The following is a 12,370-nucleotide window of genomic DNA, read 5'->3' on the forward strand; positions in this document are numbered from 1 at the left end:
TCAGTCTTGGCGCACAAAGTAATCGTAACGCATCGATACCGTCACCTCTAAGGGCTCGGGGTGATCGATGACGGCCGCGCGTCTTTCTGCGCTGGCGCGCCAGCCATGGGGGGTCATGGCCAGCAGGTTGGCGCGGTCGGCCGGGGCCGCCAGGCTCAGGCGAAACTCCAGCACTTCGCCGTGGGCGTGGTGCATGCCCTCGGGCACCAGGGCCAGGTGCTTGTCGTCGGCATAGTCGCGCACTTCATCGTACAGCCGTTCGCGCAGCTCCATCAGGTGGCCGCGGGTGGGGCCGACGCGCATCAGGCCGCCGCCGGGGCTGAGCAGGCGCCTGGCTTCCTGCCAGTCCAGCGGGCTGAACACGCTGGCCAGGAACTGGCAGCTGGCATCGGCCAGTGGCACCCGGGCCATGCTCGCCACCAGCCAGGTGAGTGCAGGGTTGCGCCGGCACGCACGCTTGACCGCCTCGCGGGAGATGTCCAGGGCATAGCCGTCGGCCTGGGGCAGGGCGTCGGCCAGTTGCGCGGTGTAGTAGCCTTCGCCGCAGCCGATGTCCAGCCAGCGCGCGGGGGCGCGCTCGGCCGCAAGCTCGGCCAGGCGCCGTGCCACCGGGGCGTAGTGCCCGGCATTGAGGAAGTCGCGACGTGCCTCGACCATGGCCTGGTTGTCGCCAGGGTCACGGCTGTTCTTGTGCTGCACCGGCAACAGGTTCAGGTAGCCCTGGCGCGCCCGGTCGAAGCGGTGCCCGGCTGGGCAGCCGACACCGTTGTCCAGGGCGCCGAGCGCGGCGCTGCAGATGGGGCAGATGAGCATCAGACGAGCAACCGGGTCAGGGTCTGGTAGTAGATCTCGGTCAGCACGTCCAGGTCGCTGGCCAGGACCCGCTCGTTGACCTGGTGAATGGTGGCGTTGACCGGGCCCAGTTCGACCACCTGGGTGCCCAGGGTGGCGATGAAGCGCCCGTCGGAGGTGCCGCCGCTGGTGGAGGCCTGGGTGTCGCGGCCGGTCACGGCCTTGATGCTGGCCGACACCGCGTCGAGCAGGTCGCCCGGTTCGGTGAGGAACGGCAGGCCCGACAGCGCCCAGTCCACCTGCCAGTCCAGGCCGTGCTTGTCGAGGATCGCCGCCACGCGGGCCTGCAGCCCTTCGACGGTCGACTCGGTGGAGAAACGGAAGTTGAACAGTGCGGTCAGCTCGCCTGGCACCACGTTGGTGGCGCCGGTCCCCGAGTTGAGGTTGGAGATCTGGAAGCTGGTGGGGGGAAAGAAATCATTGCCCTCGTCCCAGTGCTCGGCGGCCAGTTCGGCCAAGGCCGGGGCGGCCAGGTGGATCGGGTTCTTCGCCAGGTGCGGGTAGGCCACGTGGCCCTGCACGCCACGCACGGTGAGCCTGGCGCCAAGCGAGCCGCGACGGCCGTTCTTGACCACGTCACCGACCAGGGTGGTGCTCGACGGCTCGCCGACGATGCACCAGTCCAGGCGTTCGTTGCGCGCCGCCAGGCGTTCGACCACGGCCTTGGTGCCGTGATGGGCCGGGCCTTCCTCGTCGCTGGTGATCAGGTAGGCGACCTTGCCCTTGTGGTTCGGGTAGTCGGCGACGAAGCGCTCGGTGGCCACGATCATGGCGGCCAGGCTGCCCTTCATGTCGGCCGCGCCGCGCCCGCAGAGCATGCCGTCGGCGTCGATCAGGGCGTCGAACGGGTCGTTGGCCCAGGCCTGCACCGGGCCGGTGGGCACCACGTCGGTGTGGCCGGCGAAGCACAGTACCGGGCCGTCGTCGCTGCCGTGGGTGGCCCAGAAATTGTCGACGTCTTCGATGCGCATCGGTTCGAGCATGAAGCCGGCATCGCCCAGGCGCTGCATCATCTGTTTCTGGCAGTCGAAGTCCAGCGGGGTCACCGAGGGACGACGGATCAGGTCGCAGGCCAGTTCAAGGGTAGGCGAGAGGTCGGCTGGGGCCGTCATGAAGGACTCCGGGGTGCAAGGCTGGGGCAAAAAGAAGGGGCGTTATCTTATAGCAAAAGTGCGGGGAAGGGACTGTGGATCTGTGCTGTCTGTGCGGGCCTATCGCGGGTCAAGCCCGCTCCCACAAGGTACTGCGCAATCCCTGTGGGAGCGGGCTTGACCCGCGATGGCGGTTTATCAGGCGGCAGGTGCGGGCTGCGTGACATCCGCGGGCTTGGGCAGCGACGACAGCATGGCCATGATCAGCGCCGCCAGGTACGGCAGCGACTGCACCAGCAGCATGGTCACCCAGAAGCGCATGTCGTTGCTCGGCAGGCCCTGCACCAGGTAGATGCCCAGCGCCGCGCCCCACAGCAGCAGCATGATGAACAGCTCCTCGCGAGCCTCTGCCAGTGCCACCAGCAGCCCGTGGCTGTCGGCGTTCTTCGGCGTGCGGAAGAACGGAATGCTGCTGGTGAAGAACCCGTACAGCACCGCCTTGGCAATGGTGTGCGACAACGCCAGCCCTGCCAGCGCCGCCGAGAACGCGTCCTTGAGGTTGACCCCTACCGCGCGGCGGTACAGGAACACGATCTTGCCCACCTTGAACACGAACAGCGCCAGCGGCGGGATCGCGAAGATCAGCAGCGGCGGGTCGACCCGCTGCGGCACGATGATCATGGCCGCCGACCACAGCAGCGCACCCACGGTGAAGAAGATGTTCATGCCGTCGGCGATCCACGGCAGCCAGCCGGCCAGGAAGTGGTAGCGCTGGCCGCGGGTCAGCTGGGTGTCCTTGCCGCGCAGCAGGCTGGAGGTGTGACGCTTGATGATCTGTATCGCGCCGTAGGCCCAGCGAAAGCGCTGCTTCTTGAAGTCGATGAAGGTGTCGGGCATCAGGCCCTTGCCGTAGCTCTCGTGGGAATACGCTGCCGAGTAACCCTTCTCGAACACGCGCAGGCCCAGTTCGGCATCTTCGCAGATGCACCAGTCGGCCCAGCCGAGCTCTTCGAGCACCGAGCGCCGGGTCATGGTCATGGTGCCGTGCTGGATGATTGCGTCACGGTCGTTGCGGGTGACCATGCCGATATGGAAGAAGCCCTTGTACTCGGCGTAGCAGAGCTTCTTGAAGGTGCTTTCGTTCTGGTCGCGGTAGTCCTGCGGCGACTGCACCACGGCGATCTTGGGGTCGGCAAAGTGCGGCACCATATGCTTGAGCCAGTTGCGGTCGACACAATAGTCCGAGTCGATCACCGCGATCACTTCGGCGTCCTTGGCAGTGTGCGGGATCAGGTAGTTCAGCGCGCCACCCTTGAAGCCCGCCAGCGGTGCCACATGGAAGAACTTGAAGCGCTCGCCCAGCAGCTCGCAATGGGCCTTGAGCGGCTCCCACACGGCCGGGTCCTTGGTGTTGTTGTCGATGATCAGCACTTCGAAGTCCGGGTAGTCCAGCGCCGCGAGGGCATCGAGGGTCTGCTTGACCATCTCCGGGGGCTCGTTGTAGCACGGCACATGCACCGACACCTTGGGCCGATAGGCGCTGTCGGCCTCCACCGGCAGGAACAGCCGGCGGCGCTTGTGCGTCCATACCGCCTCGGCCAGTTCATGGGCCTCGGTCAGCAGCACGATGAACACCCCCAGCGCGCCGAGCGCCAGCAGGAAACCCACGGTGAGGCTGAACCAGGTGCTGTACTGCTGGCTGTAGTCATAGCCGATCCATACCAGCACCGAGCCGCACAGGAACGCGATGAAGGTCAGGAAGGTGCGCCCGCGCTGGCGCAGCGCCGAGCCGTCGATCAGCAGCAGGGTCAGCGACAGCATCGCCAGCACCACCGAGCCCACGGCCAGCACGCGCCACTGCGGAATGGCCACCACCGGGCCCTCGAAGTTGAATTTCTGCTGGCGCGCGGCATTGAACACGCCCCAGTAGGCGCCCACCGAACCTTCGTCACTGGCTTTCCAGGGCTGGTCGTAGGCTTCGATCACGAAGTAGTTGTAGCCCTGGCGGTTGAGCAGGTTGACCAGGCTGCGCAGGTAGATGGCCTGATCCGCCTGGGTGGCGTCGGCACCGCCGCGCATGCGGCCATTGCTGGGCCAGCCGACCTCGGACAGCAGCAGCGGCTTGCGCGGGAACAGTTGCTTGAGCTCGCGGGCGCGGTCGAGCACGAACTGCTCGGCCTGGCTCACCGGGATGAATTCCCAGTAGGGCAGGATGTGCGCGGCGATCAGGTCGGCGTGCCCGGCAAGCTCGGGGTTTTCCTTCCAGATGTGCCACTGTTCGCTGGTGGTGACCGGCACCTTCACTGCGGCGCGCACGCGGTCCATGTAGTCCATCAGGGCCTGGGGGGTGACCTCTTCGCGAAACAGCGCCTCGTTGCCGACCATCACCCGCACCACGCTGCGCGAGGTGTTGGCCAACTGGATGGCGGTCTCGATTTCGCGCTCGTTGCGTTCCAGGTCGGGGCTGATCCACACACCCAGGGTCACGCGCAGGCCGAACTCTTCGGCCAGACGCGGGATCAGCGCCTGGGTGCCTTCCACCGTATAGATGCGGATGCTGTCGGTCAGCTTGCTCAGTTGCTCGAGGTCTTCGCGCAGCTCGGCTTCGGTCGGGTACTGGCCCTTTTGCGGGCTTTCGCCCAGGCGAAAAGGCGAATACGAGAAGCCGGAGATCTGCTCCGGCCAGTCGGGGGCGGACACCGGGCGGTTGATCAGTGCCCAGAACCCGGTGAATAGCGCGGCAATCGCCATGACGACCACCAGGTTGATACCAAATTTACGCGATGACATAGATATTTCGGGTTCCGAAAAGTGGAACGGGCAAGCGCCGGCGGGCACGGATCCTACGCACCAGGCAGGTAGCGTGGTATAGGAAACGGGTGCATGTAGCGCTTGGATTTTCCTCAGATGCTGAAGTTCTGAAGCCCGTACAATTGCCGTCCAAAGCAGGGTTTGCACCGGTCATTAAAGCAGGGTTGGCGCCAGGTTTACCAATTCATGGCAATCAGTGCGTCGGTTGCGGGCTGTCATCCTGCGTTGTGGGGCCTATAATGCGCGCCGGTTTTTTCAGGGTTGGGCCATGAGTACAGAAGATCCACGCTTTGCCGGTGTTGCCCGGTTGTATGGCCAGCAGGGCTTGCAACGCCTGCGCGAGGCGCATGTGGCGATCGTCGGCATCGGCGGTGTCGGCTCGTGGGCGGCCGAGGCCATGGCCCGCAGCGGCGTTGGCGAAATTTCGCTGTTCGACCTGGATGACGTGTGCGTGAGCAACACCAATCGCCAGTTGCATGCGCTGCAGGGCAACGTGGGCAAGCCCAAGGTCGAGGTGATGGCCGAGCGCCTGCGCGCAATCAACCCGGACTGCAAGGTGCACGCGGTGGTGGACTTCGTCACCCGCGACAACCTGGCCCAGACCATCACCGACCATATCGACTGCGTGATCGACTGCATCGACAGCGTGATGGCCAAGGCTGCGCTGATTGCCTGGTGCAAGCGGCGCAAGATCCAGGTGATCTGCACCGGCGGTGCGGGCGGGCAGCTCGACCCCACGCAGATCCAGGTGGCCGATCTCAACCGCACGGTCAACGACCCGCTGGCCTCCAAGGTGCGTTCGACGCTGCGCCGCGACCACGGGTTTTCGCGCAACGTGAGCCGCAACTACGGGGTGCCGTGCGTGTTCTCCACCGAGCAGTTGCGCTATCCGCTGCCCGATGGCGGTATCTGCCTGCAGAAGAGCTTCGTAGGGGACGGGGTCAAGCTCGACTGCTCGGGCGGTTTCGGCGCGGTGATGATGGTGACGGCGACCTTCGGCATGGTCGCTGCCAGCAAGGCCGTGGAGAAACTGGTGGGTGGCAAGCGCCGCCCGGCCGATCGCGTAGCGGCTCAGGCGCCGTCGGTGAGCTGAGCCATGCGCTGCAGCACGGCGTTCAGGCCGTTGCTGCGGGACGGCGAGAGCTGTCGGCCAAGGCCCAGGGCGGTGAACCAGGCGGGCAGGTCCAGCTGCTGCAGCTGGCTGCCGGTCAAGCCGTCGGCCCGCACCAGCAGCAGCGCCAGCAGGCCGCGCAGCAGCCGCGCATCGCTGGCGGCCTTGAAGTGCCAGCGACCGTCGGTTTGTTCGGCCACCAGCCACACCTGACTTTCGCAACCGTGCACGCGGTTGGCCTCGCACTGCTGCGTCGCGTCCAGGGGGGGCAGGCGCTCGCCCCATTGCATCAGCAGGCGGGCGCGCTGCTCCCAGCCGGCAGCCTGTTCGAATACATCCAGCGCCTCGCGGGCGGCGTCGGGCAGGCTCATCGCAGCAGCTCCAGGGCCTGGTCCAGGGCGCTGAAGAAGCGCTCCAGGTCGTGGGAATCGTTGTACAGCGCCAGCGACACGCGGATCGCGCCGTCCAGGCCCAGGCTGTTGACCAGCGGCATGGCGCAGTGATGGCCGGCGCGCACGGCGATGCCCTGTTCGGTCAGCAGGTGCGCAAGGTCGGCATTGTGCACGCCCTCGACCACGAAGCTGGCCAGGGCCAGTTGCGGCGCGCCCAGTATCCGCACCCCTTCACGATCGTTGAGGCCGCGCAGCAGATGGCGGTGCAGGGCGGCTTCATGTTCGACCACGCTGGTAGCGTCGAGGCTGGCCAGGTAATCCAGGCTGGCACCCAGCCCGATCACGCTGGCGATCGGCGGCGTGCCGGCCTCGAAACCCAGCGGGGCGGGGCGAAAGCTCGACTGCTGGTAGCCGGCCAGTTGCACCATCTCGCCGCCGAACTGCCAGTGACGCAGCAGGCCCAACGCCTCGCGGCGCCCATAGAGCACGCCAAGGCCGTCCGGGCCATACAGCTTGTGACTGGAAAACACATAGAAGTCGCAGCCCAGTTGCTGTACATCGTGACGCCCGTGCACCACGCCCTGGGCGCCATCGACCACGCTGAGGGCGCCCTGGGCGCGGGCGTGGTCGAGCAACGGTTGCAGCGGCTGCCAGGTGCCGAGCACATTCGACAACTGGCTCACCGCCAGCACGCGGGTACGCGGGCCGATCAGTTGCAGGGCCGCCTCCAGGTCGATATGCCCGTTGGCGTCGAGCGGCAGGATCACCAGCCTGAGGCCGCGGCGCTGGGCCAACTGCTGCCAGGGCAGCAGGTTGGCGTGGTGCTCCAGGGCGCTGACGGCGATCTCGTCGCCCGCCTCCAGGCGCCATTCCAGGCCATAGGCCAGCAGGTTGAGCGCCGAGGTGGCGCCATGGGTGAACACGATCTGCTGCGCATCGGCGGCATTGAGCCAGGCGGCGACTTTTTCGCGGCTGGCCTCGAAGGCCTGGGTGGCAAGTGCGCCGGGCAGGTGCTGGGCCCTGTGCACGTTGGCCGCACCCTGGGTGTAGTAGTGGCTCAGGGCGTCGAGCAGGTGCTGGGGTTTCTGCGTGGTGGCAGCGCTGTCCAGGTAGGTCTGGTGCTGGCGTTGCAGGGCGGCGATGGCAGGGAAGTCTGCGCGCCAGGGAGAGGGCTGGAACATGATGTGTAGGGCCTGATATCGGGTCTGGCAGAGGGCCAGACCCGATCGTACCACTTAGTTGTGGGCGTGCAGCGCTTCGTTCAGCTCGATGGCCGACTTGTGGGTCTTGCACTCGACCGCGCCGTTTAGCGAATTGCGGCGGAACAGCAGGTCGGTCTGGCCAGCCAGGTCGCGGGCCTTGACCACCTTGACCAGCTCGTTGTTTTCGTCGAGCAGGTTCACCTTGGTGCCGGCGGTGATGTACAGGCCGGCTTCGACGGTGTTGCGGTCGCCCAGCGGGATGCCGATACCGGCGTTGGCGCCGATCAGGCAGCCTTCGCCGACCTTGATGACGATGTTGCCGCCGCCCGACAGGGTGCCCATGGTGGAGCAGCCGCCGCCCAGGTCCGAACCCTTGCCGACGAACACGCCCGCCGAAACGCGGCCTTCGATCATGCCCGGGCCTTCGGTGCCGGCGTTAAAGTTGACGAAGCCTTCGTGCATGATGGTGGTGCCTTCGCCGATATAGGCACCCAGGCGCACGCGGGCGCTGTCGGCGATACGCACGCCGCTCGGCACCACGTAGTCGGTCATTTTCGGGAACTTGTCGACCGAGAACACTTCCAGCAGCTCGCCCTTGAGGCGGGCTTCGAGTTGCTGCTCGGCCAGTTCGGCCAGGTCGATGGCGCCCTGGCTGGTCCAGGCCACGTTCGGCAGCAGCGGGAAGATGCCGGCCAGGCTCAGGCCGTGGGGCTTGACCAGGCGGTGCGACAGCAGGTGCAGCTTGAGGTAGGCCTCAGGGGTGGAGCTCAGGGTGGCGTCTTCGGCCAGCAGCGTGGCCACCAGCGGCTTGTTGCTTTCGGCCAGGCGGGTCAGCAGTGCAGCCTGGGCGGCGTCGACGCCCTTTACGGCCTCGGCCAGTTGCGCGGCCTGGGCGTTGCTGAACGCGATGGCCTGGTTGCCGCCTTCATAGCCCAGGATCGGGGCGACGGCTGCGACCAGCTCGGCGCTCGGGGCGAGCAGTGGCTGTGCGTAGAAGACTTCCAGCCAGGCGCCTTGACGGTTTTGAGTGCCGACGCCGAAGGCCAGGCTGAACAGTGAAGTGGACATGCGGTTACCTCTTGCGAAATTGAGTGAAGGCGTCGCGGTTCAGCGCAGGGCTGCCGCGTACAGGTCCGGTTTGAAACCGACCAGGGTCTTGCCGCCCAGGTCGAGCACCGGGCGCTTGATCATCGAGGGTTGTGCCAGCATCAGCTCGACGGCCTTGGCCTGGTCGAGGTCGGCCTTCTGCGCGTCATCGAGCTTGCGGAAGGTGGTGCCTGCGCGGTTGAGTACCACCTGCCAGCCGTGCTCGTCGCACCAGCGGTTCAGGTGGTCCCGGTCTATACCCTGGGTCTTGTAGTCGTGAAAGTCGTACTGGATGTGGTGTTCTTCAAGCCAGGTACGGGCTTTCTTCATCGTGTCACAGGCTTTGATGCCGAAGAGAATATAAGCCATTGAACGTTAAGGGCGCGCGGGTGTTCCCGCAGCCGCCCCGAAACTCCTCGAAGAATGGGTGGGCTGGATTATGCGACAACATCGGGCAGGGCGCCACGGCTGGCGCCGCCCAGTTGCCGCGCCTGAATGAACTGCACCCCGGCAGCCTGCATCTGTGCCATCGCCGCCGCGCAGGAGCCTGCGGTATCGATGGCGCGGCAGGCGTCCAGCACCACATAGGTGGCGAACCCTTTGCGGCGTGCGTGCAGTGCCGTCCAGGCCACGCAGAAGTCCAGGGCCAGGCCGCACAGGAACAGCGTGTCGATGCCGCGCTCGCGCAGGTTGCCGGCCAGGCCGGTGGGTGTGGTCTGGTCGGCTTCGGTGAACGCCGAGTAGCTGTCGACCTGGCGGTTGCCGCCCTTGCGCACGATCAGCTGTGCGTGGGCAATGTTCAGGTCCGGGTGAAACTGTGCGCCGGGGCTCCCTTGAATGCAGTGGTCGGGCCAGAGTGTCTGCGGCCCGTATGACAGTTCGATGACCTCGAACGGATTCTTGCCCGGGTGGCTCGAGGCGAACGAGGCGTGCCCGGCCGGGTGCCAGTCCTGGGCCAGCACCACGCGCTCGAACTGGCGGCCGAGCTGGTTGACCAGCGGCACGATCTCGTCGCCACCGGGCACCGCCAGGGCGCCGCCGGGGATGAAATCGTTTTGCACATCGATGACCAGCAGCGCACGGTTGGGGCTATCGTGGGTCAATAGGGTCGACGCGGGGGTGATCATGCGAGGCTCCTCTTTTGTAGCATTGTGTTACAGATTGCCGGCGGGTCTGCGACTTAGGTGGAGCGGTTGTGTTCATGCAGATCCCGGTAACATGTTGTTTCAATGGCATAACCCTGGCCGTTGAGCGTATTTGAAACTGAACAGGAAAAACACGCCGTATGCAGTCAGCCTATACCGTTCTCATCCTGCTGATGCTGGTCAGTGTCTCGAAACTGGTGGGGCGATTGATCCCGCTGCCACTGCCGCTGGTGCAGATTGGTGCCGGTGCGCTGCTGGCCTGGCCGACTCTGGGCCTGCACGTGGCCCTGGACCCTGAGCTGTTTCTGTTCCTGTTCTTGCCCCCGTTGCTGTTCTCCGATGGCTGGCGCATGCCCAAGCGCGAGTTCTGGCGCCTGCGCGGGCCGATCCTGACCCTGGCGGTGGGGCTGGTGCTGTTCACGGTGGTGGGGGCCGGCTATTTCATCCACTGGATCCTGCCGAGCATACCGCTGCCGGTGGCTTTTGCCCTGGCCGCCGTGCTGTCGCCCACCGACGCGGTGGCGGTGTCGGCAATCAGCCAGGATCGCCTGCCCACCCCGTTGATGCACATGCTGCAGGGCGAGGCGCTGATGAACGATGCCTCGGGCCTGGTGACATTCAAGTTTGCGCTGGTGGCGGCGATCACCGGGGTGTTCTCGCTGGCCGAGGCCAGTGTGACCTTCGTGCTGGTGGCCGTGGGTGGCCTGGCCATCGGCGTGGCGCTGAGCTGGTTGGTGGGGCGCCTGCGGGTGTGGATGATCGCGCGCGGCTGGGACGACCCGGCCACCCACGTGGTATTCATGCTGTTGCTGCCGTTCGCCGCCTATGTGCTGGCCGAGCGCCTGGGCGCCTCGGGCATTCTCTCGGCGGTGGCGGCGGGCATGATGCAGAGCTGGCTTGACCTGCTGCCGCGCCAGACCAGCACGCGCCTGCTCAACCGCAGTGTGTGGTCGCTGCTGGAGTTCGCCTTCAACGGCCTGATCTTCCTGCTGCTGGGCCTGCAACTGCCCGATATCGCCAAGGCGGTGACCAGCCATGAGGCATCGCTGTGGCCAACCCTGCTGTACCGCTGCCTGGATGTGGTGGCGATCTTCCTGGTGTTGCTGGCGCTGCGGTTCATCTGGGTGCAGAGCATCTGGCGCCTGATCGGGGTGATCCGGCGCTGGCGCGGCAAGGAAGACCTGGTGCTGGTGCCCAACGCGCGTTCGTGCTGGCTGCTGACCGTGGGCGGCGTGCGCGGGGCGGTGACCCTGGCGGGCGTGATGTCGGTGCCGCTGCTGATCGGCGCGGGCAAGGCGTTTCCCGAACGCGACCTGCTGATCTTCATTGCCGCAGGGGTGATTCTGCTGTCGCTGGTATCGGCCTGCATTGCCTTGCCGTTGCTGCTGCGCGGGGTGGAGAAGAGCCCCGACGATACCCTGCGCCAGGAGGCGCGCGAGGCCTGGCGGCGCACCGCCGAGGCGGCGATCCATGCGTTGGAGGCCGAGGAACTGGTGGAGCCCGGCGCGCCCCAGGATGCCTCCCAGGCCGCACTGGCCGCCGAGTTGAAGGCGCGCCTGATGGCCGAGTACCGGCAGCAACTGGACGTGTTCAACGACAGTGCCGAGGCCCAGGCGCTGGCCGCGCAGATGGATCAGCTGGAGCGACGCCTGCGCCTGCGGGCGCTGCGGGCGCAGCGCCTGGAGCTGTACAACCTGCACCGCCAGCACCAGATCGGTGATGACGTGGTGCGCCAGGTGCTGGGTGAGCTGGACATGAGCGAGGCCAACCTGGGGCCGGTCAAGTGAAGTGCTCGGGGTCGCATGGCGGCCCCGCGCTGGGGGTCAGTCGCGCGGACAGGTCAGGCGCATGCTGGCGCCCAGGTCTCGCCCGCTGCCGGGCTGGGCGGGGTGTACTTCACGGGTGTACCGGGGTGAAGGGGTAGGCCTTGCCCGCCAGCGCCTTGTCGCCGTCACTGAGCTGCGCCGAGCCGGTGAAAGCCACATTGTTCAGGGTGAAGGTGGCCGGAATCGGGTAGTGCATGACCGAACCCGGGTCGTAGGCGTTGTGCAATGCCTGCGTGCGTTCGATCCTGTTGAGGAAGTTTTCAGCAATCTCTTCCATGGGCATGCCGACCTGTTCGGCGTATTCCAGCAGCTTGGCCAGGTTCCACTGGATGTCCGCATCCGGGTGCTGATGCTCATGGTCCAGGCCCAGCGCGTGCCCGAACTCATGCAGCACGCTGCGCTGGAACTGCTCATCGCCAGGCCAGTCGCTGAGGGTCATGGTGCTGTCTTCGCGGAGCAAGGCGTCGGTACCGACCAGTGAATGGTTGATCCCCGTGCCGCTTGGCTTCATCTCGATCCTGATCTGTGCCTCGGCCCAGTCGGCGGTGCGCTGGAACTTGAGGTTGGCGTACGCCAGCCATTGGCAGGCAACCTCGAAGATGCTCTGTTGCGTCTGTTCCGGTACGTCGGCCGCGAAGGCGATGAGCAGGGTGCGGCCCGGCGCCCACAGGCGGCTGTGGTAGGCAACGCCGCGTTTCTGACGACCCGAGCGCGAGGGCTGCGGGGCGTTGAGCGGGTTTTCTTTCAGGGCTGTTTCGTAGGATTGCTGCTGATCGGCCACCTGGGTGACCTTGCACAAGGTTGGTATGTCCATGCTGGAGCTCCTGTTGAGTGGAGCTCCATGATTGGCGGGC

Annotated in this window: 11 protein-coding genes; 2 read left to right on the forward strand and 9 right to left on the reverse strand. The window is 66.2% G+C overall.

Annotated elements, in window-relative coordinates:
* The 3 genes from DN387_RS11630 to DN387_RS11640 all read right to left on the reverse strand — a co-directional run bounded on the left by DN387_RS11630 (window position 1) and on the right by DN387_RS11640 (window position 4,733).
* Window positions 1-813 carry a putative RNA methyltransferase gene (locus tag DN387_RS11630; protein ID WP_054915009.1) on the reverse strand — a complete coding sequence of 271 codons (813 nt, stop codon included), beginning with the start codon at window positions 811-813 and terminating at the stop codon, window positions 1-3.
* Entirely contained in the window at window positions 813-1,964 is a 1,152-nt protein-coding gene (gene dapE / locus DN387_RS11635) for a succinyl-diaminopimelate desuccinylase (RefSeq protein ID WP_043863240.1), read from the reverse strand. Before dapE ends, DN387_RS11630 begins: the two co-directional genes overlap by 1 nt.
* A gap of 177 nt (window positions 1,965-2,141) precedes the next feature.
* A complete protein-coding gene (locus DN387_RS11640) occupies window positions 2,142-4,733 on the reverse strand; it encodes a glycosyltransferase (protein WP_043863241.1) in 2,592 nt (863 codons plus the stop codon).
* Window positions 4,734-5,022: 289 nt separating this feature from the next.
* Here DN387_RS11640 and tcdA point away from each other — a divergent pair, with 289 nt between their 5' ends.
* Complete coding sequence (tcdA, locus tag DN387_RS11645; RefSeq protein WP_054915008.1) at window positions 5,023-5,847, forward strand: tRNA cyclic N6-threonylcarbamoyladenosine(37) synthase TcdA; 825 nt, start codon at window positions 5,023-5,025, stop codon at window positions 5,845-5,847.
* Here tcdA and DN387_RS11650 read toward each other — a convergent pair.
* The 5 genes from DN387_RS11650 to pncA form a co-directional block, all read right to left on the reverse strand.
* Window positions 5,826-6,236, reverse strand: coding sequence for a SufE family protein (locus DN387_RS11650; RefSeq protein ID WP_054915007.1), 411 nt, complete (start codon window positions 6,234-6,236; stop codon window positions 5,826-5,828). The genes tcdA and DN387_RS11650 overlap by 22 nt on opposite strands.
* On the reverse strand, window positions 6,233-7,438 hold the full coding sequence (locus DN387_RS11655) for a cysteine desulfurase (protein WP_054915006.1): 1,206 nt from the start codon (window positions 7,436-7,438) through the stop codon (window positions 6,233-6,235). The genes DN387_RS11650 and DN387_RS11655 overlap by 4 nt, the downstream gene beginning before the upstream one ends.
* 54 nt (window positions 7,439-7,492) lie before the next feature.
* Window positions 7,493-8,527: a 2,3,4,5-tetrahydropyridine-2,6-dicarboxylate N-succinyltransferase gene (gene dapD, locus DN387_RS11660; protein ID WP_043863245.1), complete on the reverse strand. Its 1,035-nt coding sequence runs from the start codon at window positions 8,525-8,527 to the stop codon at window positions 7,493-7,495.
* A 39-nt stretch (window positions 8,528-8,566) separates the two neighbouring features.
* Complete coding sequence (locus DN387_RS11665) at window positions 8,567-8,914, reverse strand: ArsC family reductase (RefSeq protein WP_043863246.1); 348 nt, start codon at window positions 8,912-8,914, stop codon at window positions 8,567-8,569.
* Window positions 8,915-8,982: 68 nt separating this feature from the next.
* Complete coding sequence (gene pncA, locus DN387_RS11670; protein ID WP_054915005.1) at window positions 8,983-9,672, reverse strand: bifunctional nicotinamidase/pyrazinamidase; 690 nt, start codon at window positions 9,670-9,672, stop codon at window positions 8,983-8,985.
* Window positions 9,673-9,830: 158 nt separating this feature from the next.
* Here pncA and DN387_RS11675 point away from each other — a divergent pair, with 158 nt between their 5' ends.
* Window positions 9,831-11,477 carry a Na+/H+ antiporter gene (locus DN387_RS11675; protein WP_054915004.1) on the forward strand — a complete coding sequence of 549 codons (1,647 nt, stop codon included), beginning with the start codon at window positions 9,831-9,833 and terminating at the stop codon, window positions 11,475-11,477.
* Between the two features lie 109 nt (window positions 11,478-11,586).
* Here DN387_RS11675 and DN387_RS11680 read toward each other — a convergent pair whose 3' ends face one another.
* Window positions 11,587-12,330 (reverse strand): M12 family metallopeptidase, encoded by a 744-nt coding sequence (locus DN387_RS11680; protein ID WP_052504292.1) that lies wholly within the window; start codon window positions 12,328-12,330, stop codon window positions 11,587-11,589.
* Window positions 12,331-12,370: the final 40 nt, after the last annotated feature.

This window comes from Pseudomonas sp. FBF18 (genome assembly GCF_024261405.1).
Lineage (GTDB): Bacteria > Pseudomonadota > Gammaproteobacteria > Pseudomonadales > Pseudomonadaceae > Aquipseudomonas > Aquipseudomonas palmensis.